At 47.8% G+C, this 19,491-nt stretch carries 14 protein-coding genes; 5 read left to right on the top strand and 9 right to left on the bottom strand.

From position 1 onward, the window contains the following. Window positions 1–248 precede the first annotated feature (248 nt). The 4 genes from LEPBO_RS0104220 to LEPBO_RS0104205 all read right to left on the bottom strand — a co-directional run bounded on the left by LEPBO_RS0104220 (window position 249) and on the right by LEPBO_RS0104205 (window position 5,646). Window positions 249–437, bottom strand: coding sequence for a hypothetical protein (locus LEPBO_RS0104220; RefSeq protein WP_017286288.1), 189 nt, complete (start codon window positions 435–437; stop codon window positions 249–251). A 6-nt stretch (window positions 438–443) separates the two neighbouring features. Next, entirely contained in the window at window positions 444–2,366 is a 1,923-nt protein-coding gene (locus tag LEPBO_RS0104215; protein ID WP_144056142.1) for a peptidoglycan D,D-transpeptidase FtsI family protein, read from the bottom strand. 2 nt (window positions 2,367–2,368) lie between these two features. Continuing rightward, window positions 2,369–2,758, bottom strand: coding sequence for a hypothetical protein (locus tag LEPBO_RS36115; RefSeq protein WP_017286286.1), 390 nt, complete (start codon window positions 2,756–2,758; stop codon window positions 2,369–2,371). A 158-nt stretch (window positions 2,759–2,916) separates the two neighbouring features. Beyond that, window positions 2,917–5,646: a GAF domain-containing protein gene (locus tag LEPBO_RS0104205; protein WP_017286285.1), complete on the bottom strand. Its 2,730-nt coding sequence runs from the start codon at window positions 5,644–5,646 to the stop codon at window positions 2,917–2,919. Window positions 5,647–5,792: 146 nt separating this feature from the next. Between LEPBO_RS0104205 and LEPBO_RS0104200 the strand changes: the two genes are divergently transcribed. Continuing rightward, window positions 5,793–6,908, top strand: coding sequence for a quinone-dependent dihydroorotate dehydrogenase (locus tag LEPBO_RS0104200; RefSeq protein ID WP_239741287.1), 1,116 nt, complete (start codon window positions 5,793–5,795; stop codon window positions 6,906–6,908). A gap of 59 nt (window positions 6,909–6,967) precedes the next feature. Here LEPBO_RS0104200 and LEPBO_RS0104195 read toward each other — a convergent pair whose 3' ends face one another. The 4 genes from LEPBO_RS0104195 to LEPBO_RS0104175 form a co-directional block, all read right to left on the bottom strand. Further along, complete coding sequence (locus LEPBO_RS0104195) at window positions 6,968–8,563, bottom strand: NAD(P)H-quinone oxidoreductase subunit 4 (RefSeq protein WP_017286283.1); 1,596 nt, start codon at window positions 8,561–8,563, stop codon at window positions 6,968–6,970. A gap of 741 nt (window positions 8,564–9,304) precedes the next feature. Further along, window positions 9,305–10,840 (bottom strand): type IV pilus twitching motility protein PilT, encoded by a 1,536-nt coding sequence (locus LEPBO_RS0104185; RefSeq protein ID WP_225903957.1) that lies wholly within the window; start codon window positions 10,838–10,840, stop codon window positions 9,305–9,307. Between the two features lie 90 nt (window positions 10,841–10,930). Beyond that, window positions 10,931–11,875 carry a glycosyltransferase family 2 protein gene (locus LEPBO_RS0104180; RefSeq protein WP_017286280.1) on the bottom strand — a complete coding sequence of 315 codons (945 nt, stop codon included), beginning with the start codon at window positions 11,873–11,875 and terminating at the stop codon, window positions 10,931–10,933. A 44-nt stretch (window positions 11,876–11,919) separates the two neighbouring features. Then, window positions 11,920–12,642 (bottom strand): hypothetical protein, encoded by a 723-nt coding sequence (locus LEPBO_RS0104175; protein ID WP_017286279.1) that lies wholly within the window; start codon window positions 12,640–12,642, stop codon window positions 11,920–11,922. Window positions 12,643–12,721: 79 nt separating this feature from the next. On the opposite strand from LEPBO_RS0104175, the gene cobU reads away from it, so the two are divergent. Further along, window positions 12,722–13,252 carry a bifunctional adenosylcobinamide kinase/adenosylcobinamide-phosphate guanylyltransferase gene (cobU, locus tag LEPBO_RS0104170; protein ID WP_017286278.1) on the top strand — a complete coding sequence of 177 codons (531 nt, stop codon included), beginning with the start codon at window positions 12,722–12,724 and terminating at the stop codon, window positions 13,250–13,252. Here the strand turns inward: cobU and LEPBO_RS0104165 are convergent. Then, window positions 13,249–13,842, bottom strand: a complete 594-nt coding sequence (locus LEPBO_RS0104165) for a Uma2 family endonuclease (protein WP_017286277.1) — start codon at window positions 13,840–13,842, stop codon at window positions 13,249–13,251. The genes cobU and LEPBO_RS0104165 overlap by 4 nt on opposite strands. A 62-nt stretch (window positions 13,843–13,904) precedes the next feature. Between LEPBO_RS0104165 and LEPBO_RS0104160 the strand changes: the two genes are divergently transcribed. The 3 genes from LEPBO_RS0104160 (at window position 13,905) to LEPBO_RS0104150 (ending at window position 19,460) form a co-directional block, all read left to right on the top strand. After that, the gene (locus LEPBO_RS0104160) at window positions 13,905–14,681 is read left to right on the top strand and encodes a phosphoadenylyl-sulfate reductase (RefSeq protein ID WP_017286276.1); all 777 of its coding nucleotides are present in this window, start codon (window positions 13,905–13,907) and stop codon (window positions 14,679–14,681) included. Window positions 14,682–14,931: 250 nt separating this feature from the next. Then, on the top strand, window positions 14,932–16,272 hold the full coding sequence (locus LEPBO_RS0104155; protein ID WP_017286275.1) for an efflux RND transporter periplasmic adaptor subunit: 1,341 nt from the start codon (window positions 14,932–14,934) through the stop codon (window positions 16,270–16,272). Beyond that, window positions 16,269–19,460 carry an efflux RND transporter permease subunit gene (locus tag LEPBO_RS0104150; RefSeq protein WP_017286274.1) on the top strand — a complete coding sequence of 1,064 codons (3,192 nt, stop codon included), beginning with the start codon at window positions 16,269–16,271 and terminating at the stop codon, window positions 19,458–19,460. The genes LEPBO_RS0104155 and LEPBO_RS0104150 overlap by 4 nt, the downstream gene beginning before the upstream one ends. Window positions 19,461–19,491: the final 31 nt, after the last annotated feature.

The following is a 19,491-nucleotide window of genomic DNA, read 5'->3' as shown; positions in this document are numbered from 1 at the left end:
AGCTCCGCTTCACAAAGTGTTCGTTCTATCTCAAAGATGAAAATTTCTATCTCAAAGTACGATCGTTTCATCTCAAAGTGCGATCGTTCCGTCTCAAAGTCGAACCATTTATTTCAAAATGTAGACTGCTTTCAATACCCATCGATCATCAAACAAACTACGATCTCTGCCCATCCTCTTGCTTAACCGGATCAAGCATCAGTAATCGCTGATGCTCTTGAAAACAAACTTTAAAACGATCAAACACACTAAATGCAATAAGTCCAGTCGAATTTGTGGAAAGATCTGCAAAGGACGATCGTGAAGTCGATCGCAATCCAAAAAGTCCTTTCGTAACCTAGAACGATCGCGATTTTGATATTAGCGATCGCGGTTTCAAACTGAATTTGATATCGAACTGCAACACTTAGTGCAATCCATCCAATAAAACTTGTCACTCACACTTAAGGATTCGGACTCGGTGAAACACTCGGAGCAGGCACATCCGGCTGACTTGGAGGAATCTTATCCGCTGTAATTAACGCCTCCATTACCGCTTTCACGATCGGGGCTGCCACTGTCGAACCAAACGCATCTTCTCCTTTTGGCTCATCAATGACTGCTGCTACTACATAACGCGGCGCATCGATCGGAAAAATACTCACAAAACTTGTAATCTTCGCGCCTTCAATATATCCACCATTCGGACCTGCCTTCTGCGCCGTTCCCGTCTTCCCACCAATCCGATAATTCGGAATTTGCGCGGCTTTCCCGGTTCCGTTTTGCACAACCGATTCCATCATTCGCAGTACGGTTTGCGTGGTCTGCGGCGAAAAGACTTGTTTCGGCTCAGGCAAGGTTGCCCGCCAGTAAGGTTGTCCATTCTCATCAAATAACCCTTGCACCACATGCGGCGTTAACAACTTGCCGCCGCTGGCAAGAATGGCTTGTTGTTGCACAAGCTGCATAGCGGTGAGCGAAAATCCTTGACCAAAAGAACTGGTTGCCGCATCAACCGCAGATTCAGAGAAAGTTTTCTGATCTTTAAGTTGTCCTGCTGTTTCAAATGGCAAATCAATTCCGGTCGGTTTTCCTAAACCAATTTTTTCCAACCAAGCGTAATAGGTGGGGCGAGGCATTTGCTGCACAATTCTCACCATGCCAACATTGCTCGAATGCTCCAAAATCTGAGTAATCGTGCTGGGTCCGCGTGCCCCTGCGCTGGAGTAGTCAAAATTCTGAATCGGCCATCCGTCAATTTGGGTTGCCCCTTCATCGTTGATCACTTGATTCGGCTGGATCGCACCTGCTTCTAGCGCGATCGCAACATTCAACGGCTTAAACGTTGATCCTGGCTCATACAAATCCGTCAATGCCCAGTTCTTAAACTGCTCAACTTTTGCTTTGTAGAATTCATTCGGGTCATAAGACGGATCAGACACTAACGCCCGAATCCCTCCATCTCTGGCATCCATCACAATCACGACCCCACGCTTTGCCTTGAATTTCTTCAACTGCGGTTGCAGGGCTACAAGCGCAGCGCGTTGAATTCGGCTATCAATCGTTAATTGCAAATGCAAATTATCTGACTGTAAAAATCCGCCCGGAATCCGATCTGGCATCATCACACCAGCCCCTGTCCGGCTCAATCGCACCGATTTTACCGATCGCTCTAAAAGATTACTATGCGTATATTCAACACCTGCCTGTCCAATGCGATCGATATCCAAATACCCAACGACATCGGCTGTGAGATTTTGCTGTGGATAAAGGCGCTGCTGCTGTTGAGCGAGTTCTAATCCGTCGATTTGCATCCCTTGAATGCGATCGGCTGCCGCTTCAGAAATCGCATATTCGACGCGAACCCCACTTTCTGCTGAATTAAACCGTTGCAATAATTCGCCCGGGGTCGTTCCGAGAACACTAGAGAGTTGGGTGGCAATTTCCGTTTTCGGAGCTTTAAAGGCGATCGGGTGTGCGTAGAGGGTATAAACCGGACGATCGATCGCTAACGTATTGCCATTGCGATCGCTAATCGGGCGACGGGGGACAAAGGGGCGTAAAAACGTCGTTTGTTGCGATCGCGCTTGCTCCAACAAATCAGGAGCCTGAAACACCTGGAGTCGAACGAGATTTAAGGCTAATAGTCCTGTTGCACCGACGAGAATTGCCCAGACGATAAAGAGGCGACGTGCGCTGGGTTTTGCTTGAGCCGTCCGGAATCGTTCTACCCAATGATCCGCAAATCGCCCGAATGCTTGTGCGGTTGCAGAAGAGTCAAAAACACGTTCATAGGCTTGTTCCACCATCAACGGCAGTTTCGATCTCCGTGGGTTGGGCGTTGGGGGACGATGAGGTGAGGAGGTGGGCTTTCCTCGTTTTGACATGACTAATATCCTATGGGAGCAACGGGCGAAGCTTGCGAAGAGGGAGCAACAGCATTATCGGGACGCATCGGAGCCGTTTTGAGAAAAATCATATTTTCCGGTTTAGAAGGCACTAGACCCGCACCGGGACGAGCCGACTGATCAGCAATCTGATTTTTAAGAACTTCTCCACTTTCAGTGATTTGGCGTTCACTGCGGCGTAATTGTTCTAGTTTGCTGTATTCTCTACCCCAGAGTTGCTGAGAATACACTGTCCAGCCATAAACAGCAAGTACTGAACCTGCCAAAACAAATGTGGCAATCACTGAAGCCTGCTGAGCCAGAAGCAGCGATCGCAACCATTGAGGGGGTTTTTCCTGATTCGGTAATTGCCGCAGAGATGAATGGGACACCGAACCTAATTTTTTTGATCGTCTAGAATTCAGTGCCGTAGCCATACCACCCTCACAAGTCAAAAGTCTTTTAGGTCGAACTCAATTCAAGCCTTACAGCGAACATTGTATCGGGAGTTTTAGTTTGTGAAGACTAAAGTCTATGAAATTCCGTAATCCTACCCGATTGATAGTACTAATCGACTCATAATGCGCCCATCTTCCAATTTGTAAAGGTTGAATTCCGATCCCATTTGCTGCATCAAAGATTGGCAAATGGCTAGATGCAATCCAGGGACTTTATCTAAAGTCGAAGGAGCAAGTAAGTCTACAGCTCGTCCAGCTTCTAGATCTTCGACGAGACGCGGCTCGACCGTGCCATCATCGGTAATTGCAATCTCTAACCACTGTGCGTCAATCGGCCGACACCAGATGTCAATCCGTCCTCCTAGATTGGCTCGCTGGCAGGCAATTAGGAGCAATTCATACAAGACCAATTCAATCTTAGTAATGTCTCCAAAGACCATCGGATTAATTTCATGATGAACTTGTGACCAGAGTTGACGTTGTTTGATCAGATGATCGACGCGATCGAGGGCGCGTCTAACTAATCCAATCATTTGAACGGTTTCGTTTCTCACGGTTAATTGCCACTGTTCATCCCGGATGACTTGGCGTGCAGGTTCGATCGCGTCCTCGATTTGACGCACAAGTTGGGTATGGCGTGGAGTTGTTTCTGGGAGTTCGCTTAGCTTGGACGCGCTAAATTTCACCGTGCGATACATGTCTTCTAAACGCCGATGCTTATACCAGCTCAGACGTTCTAGCCGTTCGCGATCGCGCTTTAAACTTTCCGAGATCATCAAATGGCGACGTGACCAAGCGAGCTGTGCGACCAGCGTATTCAGTACTTGATGTTCTCGATCAATCCATTGCCGCCCCAAACTATCCGCCACCAGTAAAATTCCGGTCGGCTCATGCTCTGGCGCAGTGCGGAGTGTAATGGCGAGGAGCTGACCGATTCCGGGAGCATTTAACCATTGGCGAGTTTCAATGGGAATTTCATCGATCGAGACTGGTAGAACTCCCTCATGAGCGAGGACGCGGTGAAGAAAGGTATCCGTCTCGAGCGAGACTTTCATCACCGGATCAAGATTGAATTTGCGCTCCTGATTCGATTGCACAATTCGTCCAACCCGTCGCCCTGCTGACCAAGCCACCAAAATCGCTAATGGCGCTTCTAATGTCTGACCAATGTATTGCAAAGCTGACTTTTCCAGCAAATCCAGATGCTGGGTTTGCTGAATCGTGGTCAATCCCCATTGAATGGTTTGATAAATTTTCTGCTGTTGTTCATTTTGCTGCTGCAACTTCCACTGTCTCAGGACAATCCCAATCTGCTGAGCAACAATCTTGGTTAATTCGCTTTCTACTTGGCTCCAGACTCTGGGAGCTTCATGTGCCAAAATCACGAGTCCTTGGATAGATTGACCGGGTGCTGTATTACAAACTAACAGCGATCGTACTCCCATTTCGAGGAGGGGCGTTCTCCAAGCTGCAAATCGCAAATCATCTTCTAAATTCTCAATCGCGATCGCATCGGTCGATTTCTCTAACATTTGCCAATCAATCGGACTTAATGATGCGAACCAAGTGGGTAATGTTTTCTTATACTTCGGCTGGATCTGATAGTGAACTTCAAATGCATCGTGATCAGCGCTATAGCTCAAAGCCAGCACCCGATCAATTTTCAAGCGTTGAATCAGTAGAGCCGCAGCATTTTGTAGAGCCGTTTTTCCATCGCTGATGCTGTAAATTGCTTGAGCAACTTTTGCGGTCAACGCCTGATCGAGTTTGATTTGCTCGATCGTAGCTTCCATTTCTTCGAGTGGAGATACCAGCGCGATCAGTTGTGCGGCTGCTCGAATCAACTGTTTTTCTGCATCCTGCCACACTCTCGGTTCATCACTTTCTGCGGCAAGAAATCCTAAGAGTTCATCTTGGTACAAAATCGGCGCAGCAATTAGCGATCGTGCTCGAATATATTCCATGACACGCATGGTAAGGTGAGCTTTGACCATTCCCATCGATTCACCGATCGCAATCACCTGATCTGCTTTGAGTGCCTGATAAAAGCTGCTCATTTCTTGGACTGTTAACCCTGCGGTTTGATCGCTCAAACGTGTCCCTTTTTGACTCGTTGCTCTGCGCCAAAAACACCGATGAGTTCTTTCAAACCAATACACGCTCGTTCGCGCAGGCTGAATGAATTGCTGCGTCTGATCGATCACCCGATCCAATCGCTGGTCAAAGTTTTTAAGAAGTCGCAGTTCTTCTAGCATTGCCAGAACTGGGCGATCAATGGGTTTAATCTGCTGCCTTTTAAGTTCTACTTCTGCGGTTTCTAGCGTTGCAGCAAACTCACCTAATGCGATCGAAATCAGCGATCGCTCGTCAGCTTTTGGAAAATTTCCCCATAGCCGCGAGCCTAAAATGGCAACTCCATGACACCGATCTTTAAACGTAATTGGAAAAATGATCGTGCCTTGAATATTTGCTTTTTCAGCAAATCTACGCCATTCATTTGCTCGCTGCTCTTCTCTGAGATCTGGAAGGGTCAGAGGTTTTTGCTGGATCACTGCCTGTTCAAGAATATCGCCTGCTGTCAGTGAAAATCGCTGTTTGAGCAGCGGCGAATCTGAAATTGGGCTTTTTCCCCCTTTACCAATTAAACGATGTTCGGTACGATCGTAAAGTCCGATCCAAACGAGATCGAACATGAAACAAGTATTGAGATAGAGATAAATCGTTTCGATCGCGACAGTATTACCCTCACGTAATTGTTGCAATACACGGCTGAGGGCAAGTAATTGATGTTGGGATTGTGTTGTCTCTTTCGAGTAACCCATGAGCGATCTGTCGGGGGATAACACGGACAGGCACAGTTGCCTACTCGCTCTTTAGAGTGCCCGGAGCGAATTGGTTTTGCACGATATTCCACGCTCAAAATGCGCTACTGTAGCCTTGCTCTCTTGTAAGAACTGATTTTTTTACCGTGTCAGATTTTTATCGATCGATGCTGCGTCCGGTGCTGTTTTCTGGGTTGAAAGCTGATCCGGAATTTCTTCATTCTCAGGCAATGCGATCGCTCTCGTGGCTCAGTTCACCGGAGCAAAGCTGGTTGCGATCGTATTTAGAACGCCTGTATGGATATACCTCGCCTCAGCTATCTCAAACGCTTTGGGGGTTGAATTTTCCAAATCCGATCGGACTTGCGGCAGGCTTTGATAAAGATGGCGTTGCAACCAATGTTTTACCTAGCTTTGGCTTCGGGTTTGTAGAAGTGGGAACCGTCACCTTTCACGCTCAACCGGGAAATCCGCAGCCGCGATTGTTCAGATTAGTCGAAGATTTGGCGGTTCTCAATCGCATGGGCTTTAACAATCAAGGAGCCGCAGCGTTACAAGAACGGTTGCAAGATCGAGTGTCTAACATCCCGATCGGAGTCAATTTGGGCAAGTCGAAAATTACTCCACTAGAATCCGCAGCAGAAGATTATCTGAGTAGTTTTCGCTTACTCAAAAGTCTAGGTGATTACTTTGTCGTGAATGTGAGTTCTCCGAACACACCAGGCTTACGATCGCTGCAATCGACCGACCAGTTAGAGCCAATTCTGTCGGCGCTGCAAACTGAGAATCAATCGGAAAAACCTTTGCTGGTCAAGATTGCACCAGATTTAGCAACAGAAGATATTGCTGCGATCGTTGAACTCGCTCAGCGATATCAATTAGCTGGCATTATCGCAACGAATACCACGATCCGACGAGACGGTCTGAAGACTCAAACGATTCGAGGCAATGCGATTCAAGATGAAGCAGGCGGAATTAGCGGCGCACCTGTGAAAGCGCGATCGACGGAAGTGATTCGCTTGATCTGGGAACAAACGCAGGGCAGCTTACCGATTATTGGAGTCGGTGGTGTGTTCTCAGCAGAAGACGCTTGGGAGAAAATCACGGCTGGAGCAAGTTTGATTCAGGTCTATACAGGCTGGATTTATGAAGGTCCAACCATGGTAAAGCGGATCTTGCAGGGATTAGAAGAAAAACTTCAGCGATCGGGATTTGCAGATTTAAAGTCCGCGATCGGTTCAGCGCATCAGGTCAAACAATAGCGACAAAAAAAGCCTGGGTAAAAACCCAGGCAACGAACATTCTTTGAGGGAACTCTTTCTTACTTGATCATGCCCAACAGTTTGGGCTGAGCAGCAGGAATTTGCGGTGCTGCTAATCCAGGTAAGGAAACCATTTGCTGTGCAACAACCGGAACCGCATTGCGAGCATTCTGAGCGACCTGAACCGTTTTCGCATCGTAAGTCTGCGTAATCAGTTTTGGATACAGACCAATCGCAATGATGGGGACAATCAAGGAAGCGGTAATAAACAACTCTCTAGGGTTCGCATCTAAGAAAATCTCTTTGACTGCTTTGCCTTCTTTGCCGTAGAACATTTCACGCAACATTGAGAGCAAATAGATCGGAGTCAAAATCAAGCCTACCGCAGCGAGTAAAAGCACAACGACTTTGAATGCTGAAGTATAAGCGTCGCTGCTGGTGAAACCGAGGAAGATAGCTAACTCACCCACAAATCCGCTCATTCCTGGCAGAGCGAGAGATGCCATCGAACAAATCGTGAACAAGGCAAAGGTCGAAGGCATTTTTTTCGCGAGTCCACCCATTTCATCCATATCCAAGGTGTGAGTCCGATCGTAAGTCACCCCAGCCAAGAAGAAGAGAGCCGCAGCAATCAAACCGTGGGAAACCATTTGCAGAACTGCTCCGCTCATACCCAGTTCGGTGAAAGATGCAATCCCCAACAACACAAAGCCCATGTGCGAAATCGAAGAGTACGCCATCCGACGCTTCAAGTTTCTTTGAGCAAAGGAAGCCAATGCACCGTAGATAATATTTACAATTCCGAGAATCGCCAGAATCGGAGCGAAGTAAACGTGAGCATGAGGCAGCATCTCCATGTTCATCCGAATCAGCGCATACCCACCCATCTTCAGAAGTACACCCGCCAGAATCATTGAAACTGGAGCAGAAGCTTCACCGTGAGCATCCGGTAGCCACGTATGAAGTGGGAAAATCGGCAGTTTGACACCGTACGCAATCAAAAATCCAACGTAAGCCAGTAATTCAAAGGTCAGAGAATAGTCTTTCAGTCCTAGCTCTTGCATGTTGAAGGTGAAGTTATCACCGTAGAATGCCATCGACAGTGCCGAAACTAGAATAAAGATCGAAGCTAATGCGGTGTAGAGGATGAATTTAGTTGCAGCATACAAACGCTTAGGCCCACCCCAGATAGCAATCAGGATGTAGACGGGAACCAGTTCAACTTCCCATAACAGGAAGAACTGAATCATATCTTGAGCACAGAACACCCCAATTTGTGCGCTGTACATAATGAGCAGCAGAAAGTAGAACAAGCGAGGCTTATTGGTAACTTTCCAGCCTGCCAGCATGGAGAGTGTTGTGACCAGAGCCGCTAGAATGACGAGCGGCATTGAAATGCCATCGACTGCCAGTGTCCAGTTCACACCGATTTGGGGAATCCAGGCGTAATTTTCGACGAGCTGAAAATCCGGCTTTTGGAAATCGTAGTGCTTCCAAAAAGCATAGATTGCGAGAACGAGATCCGCCAAACCGACACCTAAGCCATACCAACGAACCGTTTTACCCTGTTTATCAGGGACAAGGGGAATCATGAAGGAAGCGACAAGAGGTAGGGCGATAATGGCCGTTAACCAAGGAAATGAAGTACTCACCATGACATCAGTGACCAGTTTGTAGAGAGATCAGAGGGGGATCGGTGCTTTAAACCGTTTAGACTCAATCCGCTAAAGTTGCCCGATTCAAAAAGCGAGGCTACGGGCGGCGGGAGTCGTGGCGGCGGGGTAATGTCTCAATAGTGAGGCGGCGGTCACAATTCCCACGATCAAACACTTGTAAGGTGCTTGGCGGATCAAGTTGTAGAAGGGAGGAATGTCCAATGAGGATTTCTACCTACTGGAATCATTCTACCCCGGTTTTATTAAGTAAAGTGAACTTAAACAACAGAATGTAGAGGTTTTTGGATTGGACTATCAGATGGTGGAACATAGAATCCCTCTATCTAAAGAGATTTATCAACTGAACATTCTGAATCTTCTCAATGATTCAGAGCACTTTCGGATTGAAGTGGTTGCCTTTCTGAAACCTTTACAATCGTTCACATTATAGTAAGCCGCTGTTAAATATGACAAAAATTTAATAATTGGCTGAAGTACTTACATAGCAAAGGTTTTCAAGAACTTAATAAAAAAGTCACGGAATTCCGTGACTTCTGGCGGTTGAATTCGCGATCGAACTAAAGTCGGTAGATTTAACTTTCAGGCGATGAATGATTTTGCATCCTCCATAAGGATTGACATTCAACGTTCCTCTACCCATCGAGATCCTGGGCTAGAGAGTTGAGCCAAGTCACAACGCGCTGAATCAAATCATTTTTTCTAGCTGAAAACAACCCTGTCCTAGAGTGGCGATTGATTGTAGTAAGCCTTGCTCATCAATCCAGAGCGGCTCGATCGACGCGATTCGTTTTTGATCATGTAATTTAAGTCGTCTGGATGAAGCGATGCTGATAGCGCATTCTCATCGGTAATCTCACCATTTTTATAGAGATCGAATAACGCTTGGTTCAGAGTTTGAGAGCCGTCTGTGCCTTCTTCCATCAGTTGATAAATTTCGTCGATGCAGCCTTTTTGTAGATAATCGCGAATGGTATCGGTATTGAGCATGATTTCAAGTGCTGCTGCTCGACCGCCTTGGATCGTTGGGACAAGGGCTTGTCCAATGACGGCTCTCAAAGCTTCTACGATTTGAATGCGAACCGAGTTTTGTTCTTCGGGGGTATAGAAGTTGAGGAGACGCTTCACGGCGTTGACGGTTCCTTTGGTATGGAGTGTTCCGAGAACTAAATGTCCGGTGAGTGCTGCGCGGATTGCTGTATCGACGGTTTCGCGATCGCGCATCTCTCCAATCAGCAAGATATCTGGATCTTGCCTTAGGGCTGCGCGGAGTGCCTCTTTAAATTCCTGGGTATGAAGTCCAACTTCTCGCTGCGTGATCAAGCATTGATTGGAGGCATGAACATATTCAATCGGATCTTCGATCGTGACAATTTTGCGAGGTAACGTGTCGTTGACATGACGCAGCATTGCCGCGAGTGACGTGGATTTTCCAGAGTTGACAGGTCCAGTGACGAGGATCAATCCTTGGCGTTCTTCAACGAGTTGGGCTAAACGATCGGGAAGTCGGAGTTTCGCGATTGTGGGCACTTCTAGGGAAATGAGCCGTAACACCATCACGCCACCCATCAACGATTGAGCGCAATTAACTCGGCATCGCACAAGATTTGGATAGAAAATGGCAGTGTCTAATTCTTGCTTGGTATGAAAAGCTTCTCGTTGCTCAGGGGAGAGGATCTCTTCTAGAAATTCTTCAAACTGGCGGGGTGTGATGGTTCCGTATTGCGCTTGCAAGTTCATCTGTCCCTGAATGCGATATCTCGGAGTTTCGCCAACTTGCAGATGAATGTCGGATGCGTTTTGTTCTAATGCATCTTTTACCATGCGGCGAATGGTTCCAAATTCTTTCAAATCTTCGCTCGGCTGATCCAACTCGATCGCACTCAAACTCATTGCTGGAACGCCCTGTGTTGTCAGACCACAATTTAACCGGGCTTGGATGAACCCCTGGATCTGCACACTCGTGTCTAGCTTTTGAGTTTCGAGATATTGCTTCAGCTGCGATGGCGATAAAATTTCTTGGATGTAATGGTTGTAGCGATCGGGTGTGATCAGCGCAAAGTGATCTTGAGGAATGAGTTTGCCCTGTAGTCGGTAAAAAGGAGCGCGACCAATTTGCATATAGAGACTGGAAGCCCCCTGATGATAAGCGTCCTGAACGAGATCGCGAACCGAGGCTGCGGTCTGAGGTGTTGTGGAAGATACCTGAGTAGCAGTCATTTCTAAAGCTGTGACGAGAAAGGGTACGTCCTGATCCACATTCTTACGATCAGGATTTTTACAGATGTGGAATCTACGTAATATTCTTGCCGAATGAAAACACTGCTGTCAGTGCTATACGGATAAGTTTTACGATCGCTTTACAGATCTAGAAGAAAAGACAAGTCCTTGCAAGGCTTTGATTAAATAGCCAATTTGACCGTAACTGTAAACAAGATTTTCAAACCGCTGAGTTGGGTTCGTCGCAAATTTGACGGACTTGTACAATCCACGAATTAAGCGTTCTCCCCCACGACGAAATTGACCGATTCCAGCTTCGCCTGCAATTTGTTCGCGATAACATTCGCTAATGCCTTGCCACCAACCGCGATTCAGAAACCACCGCCGTTTGACACGCTCCGGAGCGACATGATGCGCAACATGAGCAGCCGGAATATAGGCAACTTCCCAGCCCATTTGCAGGGCGCGATTGGTCATGTGAAGTTCTTCATTAGAAAGAAGATTTTTACCAACTCGTCCTAGATTCGGATCGAAGCCGCCAATCTGATTGAGAAAGGTTTTCCGGATGGAGTAGTTCAAGCCGCGTGGGGTCAGTCCGGGGCGATCGATGTTAACGACCGAATCTCCTAAATCATATGCCCCTAAATTTCCGGCAAGTCCATCCGAGAGCCAGTCTGGAGCCGTCATGTCATCTGTCCAGATTAAAGTGACTTTGCCACCCGCGATCGCGAGGTTTGGATTATGAAGGTAGGCGTTATAAAGGGTGGTGAGCCAGTGCGGAGAGGCGATCGCATCGTCATCTAAGTAAGCCAAAATCTCGCCGTGGGCAATTCTTGCACCTGTGTTGCGGGCGACGGATAAGCCGATTTCAGGTTCATGAATGTAGCGAATTTTCGGGTTCTTTAATCGAGCTTCGACGACTTGACGAGTGCTATCGGTGGAGGCGTTATCGACGACGATGATTTCAAAGTCTGCGAAATCCTGGGCAAGCAGGCTATCGATCGCTAAACCGAGATAGCGATCGCGATTGTGGGTGCAAATGATGGCGGAAATGGGGAGTGTGGGCACAACCATACCTCAGGCTTGAATCAAGTCAAGCTTTAGAGTGCCCGAAACGCCTAATCTTGCATCTGTCCGTGCATGATTACGAGCGTTTCAGCTAGTCCCGTGAGACGATTTTCTAAGGTTTGTTTGCGATCGAGCAGCTGGCGAAGTTTGTGATATCGGGCGATCGCAAGGCTGAGGCTGGGAATTTGTTCTGTCGGGCAGGGATATGACCAGCGCTGACCGTCGGCATTAATGCCACAGAGACGATATCCGGCTTTGGGCGCGTCTTTTGTCCCTGGAATTGGGGTGGCGCAGATTTCTTCGATGTAGCTCATTAAGCGATCGACTTCGGCGTGACGAAGAGTGGAAAGATCACCGAGGGGTTCACCTGTGTGGGATTCGAGCCAGCCATCGACAATGGGTCCTTCTAAATAGAGATCCTGGATTTGGCGTAAAATCTGGTTCAGTTCAGTGTGCCAGCTTTCTGTGATCACTTGCATTTCAGCGAGCAGGCTGGATGCCAAAGCAGGATTTGCGGCGTTGCGATGGCTGGAAAAATTAGGTGCTTTGAGTTTAGGTAGATTGAGCGGCTTGGGGTCTGAACTTGGCGCGGGTTTAACACTCGGAGGTGCAGCGATTTCAGGTTCAACGACTTTAGGCGGCTTTGTGTGAAGATCAAATGAGACTGGTTTTGGCAGAGGTTCAGGTTCTGGGGTCGGAGCAGTGTCGAGCGTAGGGACTCGTTTATTGAGTTGAAGTAAGGTGTCTTCAATTCGCCGCAGATCTTTCTTCATTGCTGCTCTGTCTTAGGTTGAAGTAAGGCTAATTGTAGCGGGGAATTCAGATTCAGCAAAGATTTTATCTGAAAAATTTATGGCACAAGTGATTTTGGTGACAGGGGCAGCGCGATCGGGCAAAAGTGAATGGGCAGAAAAACTGGCAACGGATTCCGGTCAATCTGTTATTTATATTGCAACAGCTCAAGAAAATTCTGACGATCCAGAATGGCAGGCGCGGATTGAGTTACATCGATCACGTCGTCCTTTGGAATGGCAGACTCAATCTGTTCCAGTCGAGCTAAGTGATGCGATCGCGAATTCATCGAATTGTCTATTGATTGATTCGCTAGGAACTTGGTTGGCGAATCTTTTAGACCAGTCTGAAACGGAATGGGAGAAGACAGTTGCCGATCTGTTTCAGAGTTTTGAACAAACAGAAAGCTTGCTCATTTTTGTGGCAGAAGAAACAGGCTGGGGTGTAGTTCCGGCTTATCCGATAGGAAGAGTGTTTCGCGATCGCTTGGGAAATTTAACGCGGCGGTTAGGCGCGATCGCGGATACCGTTTATTTAGTCGTAGGAGGACATGTTTTGAATTTGAGTCAGCTTGGGATGCCTTTGAGCTAAACACCTGCTTGCAAAATTTGTTCTGCGATTAGAGTTAGCCCTGGAAATGTAGGAGAAACAATCTGATCTTGACCCTGAAAACGTCCAATTTCTTGATAGAGTTGTCCGCTCAAATGCAAAACAATGACGACATTTCGAGACGGATCGATCAGCCAATACTCTGGAATGCCTCGCGCTGCGTATTCTTTCCGCTTATCGATGTAGTCTCTGTCGTAGTTTTTCTCTCCTGGCTCACCGGGCGAAACGACTTCGATTACTAAAGCAGGAGCAGGCATCTCTGGTGTGATGAGTGATCGCTTCGCTCCAGAAAGTGCCGACCAACATGCTTCCGTCAAGACAATCAAATCGGGATATCGACTGGTCACACTTTGACTCGGAACTACGATTTCAGTTCCGCGATGAATGAGATAGTGAGGAACTGAAAGTTGGAGGAGGACAGAGATCAAAAAAATTGCGATCGCAATATTCCCAGGATTTTCCACGCCCATTTCGACTAACACCCCGTCAACCAATTCGTAAGGGATGTCTGTTCCATCGTCATACGCCAGATAATCCTCGATCTTGCGAAATCTCGATTTCGCTTGTGTCATTTTTCAACTCCACCAAGATGCTCTAGTTTAACTCAACACAATCCGTCCCCTGAAGTTAGATAATGGATGCTGACGAAGATCCGGAGAACACAATCATGGCGCAAAGTACCGCGCAACCTGCTCTAGATATTCCTAGCTTAAATGAGGAATTATCGAGCCTCAGTCCTCAGAAAATTGTGGCAAAGGCACTGAGCTTATATGACAACATTGCAATTTCATTTAGCGGTGCAGAAGATGTTGTACTCATTGACATTGCACATCGCTTGAAAAAGGACATTCAGGTTTTTAGTTTGGATACAGGGCGGCTGCATTCCGAGACTTACCAGTTTATTGAGAAAGTCAGAAAACACTACGGAATTGCGATCGACATTCTCTCTCCCGATGCGGCACAACTCGAAGCTTTTGTCAAAGAGAAAGGGCTGTTCAGCTTCTACGAAGATGGGCACAAAGAATGCTGCGGAATTCGCAAAGTCGCGCCCCTGCGCCGCAAGCTGTCTACTTTAGATGCTTGGATTACGGGACAGCGCAAAGATCAAAGCCCTTCGACTCGTTCCGATGTGCCGATCGTGCAAGTCGATGGTGCGTTTTCTTCTGGCGATCGTGAGTTAATCAAATTCAATCCGCTCTCGAATTGGTCGTCTGCTCAAGTGTGGACCTACATTCGGGCGTATGAAGTTCCCTACAATCCTCTGCATGAGCGGGGCTTTATCAGCATTGGCTGTGAGCCTTGTACGAAAGCAGTGCTACCCAATCAGCATGAGCGTGAAGGTCGATGGTGGTGGGAAGATGCGACGAAGAAGGAATGTGGATTACATGCTGTGAATCCAACGGAATCGTAGAAGTGGGGGCGGAAGGTTGACCCACGACTCGTATTTCGTCTGAATTCTAAATTATCTGGAAAAAGCCTTAGAAGAGAAATTCTAAGGCTTTTTTACGGCATAACTTTTCCTTCCAAATTCGATATCGATCGGTTAGAATCCTCAATGATTATTAAAAATTCGTAAAAATTTAGCTTCGAGTCCTCGACGATCGTCCATTCGCTTGTCTCGCGTACTCTTTGACCGCTTTGCTCTTTCGCGTCATTGAACTATGGAATCCCTCGACTCTCAACATCAGCCCTCGATCGATCCTCCTGAAACATTCGATGCTCAACCGACCACCCCAAATCGCAGACCTTGGATCTGGTTGCTTTGCACTGGGCTAGTCGCTGTAGGTGGGTTTGGGGTTTGGCGAATGTTCAGTCCGGTAGGAGAAAGACCTGCCGTAGCTCAACCGCAAGGACAACCCCCCAGAGCGGTTGAAACGACGAAACTGGCAACGGGAACTCCAACCCGAACGGTACAACTTCTAGGACAGGTTGAAGCCAGTCAGCAATCGACGATTCGGGCGCAGACCAGCGGGATTGTGGAGGAGATTTTAGTCCAGCCTGGAGATCGCGTTACAGCAGGGATGGCGATCGCAATTCTCGATGATTCCGATCAACAGTTAGGGATTGCTCAAGCCCAAGCAGCACTCGCTCAACAACGCAGCAATTTAGCTCGCTTGCAAGTCGGAACGCGACCCGAGATCATCGCGCAGCGACAGGCAACGGTGAATGCAGCAAAAGCACGAGAACAGGAAGCTCAGGATAACTTCAAGCGAACGTCTGGACTCGTCAAAGAAGGCGCCATTTCGCAGCGATTGTTAGTCGAAGCGCGATCGAACGTCGATCAAGCGACCGAAGCACGACTCGCAGCAGAAGCAAGCTTAGCAGAAGCAAAAGCAGGTCCAATTCGAGAAGAGATTGACGCACAAAAAGCAACTGTCGCAGCAGCGATCGCGACGGTCAATCAGGCTCAACTGGCTCAGAGACGAACTCAGATCGTCGCAACCGAATCGGGAATTGTCCAAACCCGGCATGTGAGCCGAGGCGATTTAGTTCAAAGTTCGGGGCAGATTGTTACCCTTGTTTCCGGGAATCAAGTTGATGTGTTCTTGGAATTGCCGGAGGATTTGAGCGGGAGAGTGACGCCGGGGATGTCGATCGCGTTAACTGCTAGAGCTTTGCCGCAGTGGAAACAGCAAGCAACCATTACAGCCGTTGTGCCTTCTGCGGATACAACGTCTCGGCGGCAACGCGTGAGGGTTCAGATCAATCCACCACAAGGAATGTTGCCTGGGATGGCGATTTCGGGTGCTTTGACATTACCGACGAATCGAGAAAGCTTTGTCGTCTCACGGGATGTTTTGACGCGGCGGCGAAATGAATGGTTTGTTTTTACGATCGCAGATGGCAAAGCAAAACCGATCCCGGTTGAACTTGTCACAGATATGGGCAAACAAGTCGCGATCTTTAGCTCAGAACTGCGATCGGGACAAGAGATCGTCCTGCGAGGCGGAGATGGATTGAATGAAGGTGCACCCGTCAAAATTGTCGGAGACCCATCATGAAATTGATTGAAACTGCGGTTCGCTGGAGACACGGAACGTTTGTTTTCTTCTGTCTACTTGCCATTTTTGGCGTATTTTCTTTGTTTCGACTGCCGCTTGAATTGCAGCCAGGGGGCGATCGACCTGAGATTACAATTCGCACAGCTTATCCAGGTGCGGCTCCGACAGAAGTTGAAGATTTGATTACTCGCCCGATCGAAGAACAGATGGAAGAAGTTCTGGGCGTGAAAGAGATTAGTAGTGCTTCGCGTGCTGGCGCGAGTTCGATCACGCTGGAATTTCAGGAAGGAACCGATGTTGAACGTCGATTGGTCGATGTGATCAATCGATTGCAGCAGGTTTCGAGTCTGCCACCGGAAGCATCGGAGTCGAATGTGGAATTGGTCGGGGGCAATAGTTCTCCGATGATGTGGATTCCCTTTGATACAAAGCCTGGATTTGAGCCAAATCCTGATCACTATCGGGACTTAGCAGAAGAAATTGTTTTACCTCGATTGCGGCGAGTTCAAGGCGTTGGGCAGTTTATTGTTCCTGGCGGACGGCAGCGAGAAGTTGAAGTTCGAGTTGATCCCAAGGCATTAGCCGATCGCAATTTAACGATCGGTGATGTTGTGCGTGTGCTGCGGGAAAACAATCGCGATATTCGAGGCGGTCCTCTGGAGCTAGGGCGACGAGAATATCGTGTCAGAACGATTAGTCGATCGCAAGATATTGAACAGATTGCAGGCTTTGTGGTGCGGCGAGATGCGGCAGGAACCGTCTATATTCGCGATGTGGCAAAGGTAGAAATGGGGCGCAAGCTTCGCGATGGTGCTTTTCTGTTTAATGATAAGCCCGCAGTCGCAGTTGGCATTATTCGCCAGGTTGGAGCAAATGTCCCTGAGATTTCCAAAGGGGTTCGTGAAGCGATCGCTGAACTGCAAGCTCAGTTCAATGAGCAGAAAGAAGGAATTCAGTTCGTCTTTAACTATGACGAAAACGAATATGTTGGTCAATCTGTGAAGTTCGTGCAGGAAAACCTGATCGCTGGAGCGTTACTTGCAACAATCGTCTTGCTCTTGTTCTTAGGATCGATGCGAACGGTTGCTGTGATTGCAATTACGATTCCGATTAGTTCAGTGATGATTTTCATTGTTCTGTCGGGGTTGGGTCGATCGCTGAATATTATCAGCCTTGCTGGGATTGCATTCTCAACGGGCATGGTCGTAGATAACTCGATCGTGGTGATCGAAAATGTATTTACCCACATGCAGCGTGGAAAAAATGCCTTTCGAGCAGCGATCGACGGAACTCAAGAAGTTTGGGGGGCGATGCTCGGCTCGACGCTCACGAATGTTGTCGTCTTCATTCCATTGCTGATGGTCACAGGGGAAGCAGGACAACTTTATGCAGATATGGCAATTACCATGTCTTGTTCTGCCCTATTCTCATTGTTTGCAGCTATTACTTTAGTTCCGATGCTGTCGGGATTGTTTCTGAAAGAGTCAGAAGCGGTGCAGATGTTTGAAGGTGGAGAATATCGGGGTGGCAATTGGTTTGAGCGATCGATTGCGCAAACTTCTACTGTATTTCGCCACGTTCAAGGAAAGTTAGAACGCTTTTTAGTCAGAACGGTGCGCTGGTCAATCGGGCGGCGAAGAATGGGACGACGCTTGATGGTTCTAGCAATTCCGGTGTCATTGCTCGTAGCGAGCTTCTTGCTGCTTCCTCCAGCGGATTATCTGCCTGAAGGAAATCGCAATACGATTCAGTGGCGAGTCGAACCGCTACCCGGAACCAGTGTTACAGAAGCTATCAAGCAATCTGAGCCAGTTCGAGCCTTTGTGCGATCGCAACCGGAGGTCGATCGCGTGATGTTTATCGATCGACCTGGAGGATTGAGAGCAATTTCAGCCATTCTCAAGCCTGAATACGCGACAACGCGCGGACTTGCAGAAATGGTTAACCGATTCCGCGCTGCGAGTAATAACTTCGCGGGTTATCGATTCATGGTTCCGGTGCGTCCATCCATCTTCCGTGATCCGGGCAAAGAATTCGAGGTGGACATTGTTGGAACAGATTTGAATCAATTGGGGCAACTCGATCGAGAAATTTCCGGTAAGTTGCGCGGGTTGAATGGCATTCGGAATGTGCGATCGAACTTTGTGCTCGGTGCAGGCGAATTACAAGTCGTGCCCAATCGCGAAAGGCTTGCAGAAGTTGGACTCTCCGAATCTGAAGTTGGCTCAATGGTCGAGACGGCTTTAGGAGGAAGACTAGCTTCTAAGTTTGTCGATGGGAAAAAAGAACTCGATGTCACCGTTGAACTGCAAAATGCGTTCGTACAAACGTCTCAACAGCTACGAGAATTGCCCCTGTTTGCACGAGGGAGACAGATTCAGTTGAGTGATGTAGCGGAAGTCAGAGAAACTACCGGAGCCGATGTGATTAATCACACGGATTTAGAGCGATCGATTACGCTCACAGCATCTCTTAATGACACGGCATCCTTAGGAGCCATCGTCGATCAAGTCAATCGTGAGATATTAGCTCCAGCCCGCGCAAACTTGCCTGCAAGCTATCGCATTGAACTCGCTGGAACGGCGGATCAACTCGCCAGAACCGTTTCGCAATTATCCTCTGCCTTTGTATTTGCGATTCTGATTACATATCTATTGCTGATCGCCTTATATCGCTCGTTTCTCTATCCAGTTGTGATTATGGCGACGATTCCGATGGGAATGAGTGGTGCGTTATTGAGCTTAGTGTTAGTCAATCAAATTCCAGGGATGTCAGTTCCATTGGATATGATTACTGCGTTGGGATTTGTGATTTTGACTGGAATTGTCGTGAACAATGCGATTTTACTTGTCGATCATGCTTTGCAACTTCAGCAGGAAGGAGAAGATTACGATTTCTCACTCTTAAGTGCGACGAAGGATCGATTGAGAGCAATCTTTATGTCGGCAGGAACCAGTGTTTTGGGAATGTTGCCGCTTGCTGTTTTACCTGGACAAGGCTCAGAACTGTATCAAGGGTTGGGGATTGTCCTGACGGGAGGATTAGCATTCTCAACGATATTAACTCCGACGGTCGTGCCAGCATTGATGGGATTGTTGAGAGATTGCTTCGGGCAGAAATCGATCGTGATTCCTGTCGAGCATGGTGCAATGGCAAATTCCAATGATTTGAGTGTGACTGAACCTTAGTAGATTAGTTTCCGGCAGTATAATCGAGTCA

The sequence above is a fragment of the Leptolyngbya boryana PCC 6306 genome (assembly GCF_000353285.1).
GTDB lineage: Bacteria > Cyanobacteriota > Cyanobacteriia > Leptolyngbyales > Leptolyngbyaceae > Leptolyngbya > Leptolyngbya boryana.
Note: the sequence above shows the minus strand (reverse complement) of the source record. Positions and strands in the feature narration are given on the sequence as shown.

Bases quoted from the DNA above. Each gene is read 5' to 3' on its own strand.
- LEPBO_RS0104215 (WP_144056142.1), bottom strand. From the start codon at position 2,366: ATGTCAAAACGAGGAAAGCCCACCTCCTCACCTCATCGTCCCCCAACG.
- LEPBO_RS0104205 (WP_017286285.1), bottom strand. From the start codon at position 5,646: ATGGGTTACTCGAAAGAGACAACACAATCCCAACATCAATTACTTGCC.
- LEPBO_RS0104195 (WP_017286283.1), bottom strand. From the start codon at position 8,563: ATGGTGAGTACTTCATTTCCTTGGTTAACGGCCATTATCGCCCTACCT.
- LEPBO_RS0104180 (WP_017286280.1), bottom strand. From the start codon at position 11,875: ATGGTTGTGCCCACACTCCCCATTTCCGCCATCATTTGCACCCACAAT.
- LEPBO_RS0104175 (WP_017286279.1), bottom strand. From the start codon at position 12,642: ATGAAGAAAGATCTGCGGCGAATTGAAGACACCTTACTTCAACTCAAT.
- cobU (WP_017286278.1), top strand. From the start codon at position 12,722: ATGGCACAAGTGATTTTGGTGACAGGGGCAGCGCGATCGGGCAAAAGT.
- LEPBO_RS0104165 (WP_017286277.1), bottom strand. From the start codon at position 13,842: ATGACACAAGCGAAATCGAGATTTCGCAAGATCGAGGATTATCTGGCG.
- LEPBO_RS0104160 (WP_017286276.1), top strand. From the start codon at position 13,905: ATGGATGCTGACGAAGATCCGGAGAACACAATCATGGCGCAAAGTACC.
- LEPBO_RS0104155 (WP_017286275.1), top strand. From the start codon at position 14,932: ATGGAATCCCTCGACTCTCAACATCAGCCCTCGATCGATCCTCCTGAA.
- LEPBO_RS0104150 (WP_017286274.1), top strand. From the start codon at position 16,269: ATGAAATTGATTGAAACTGCGGTTCGCTGGAGACACGGAACGTTTGTT.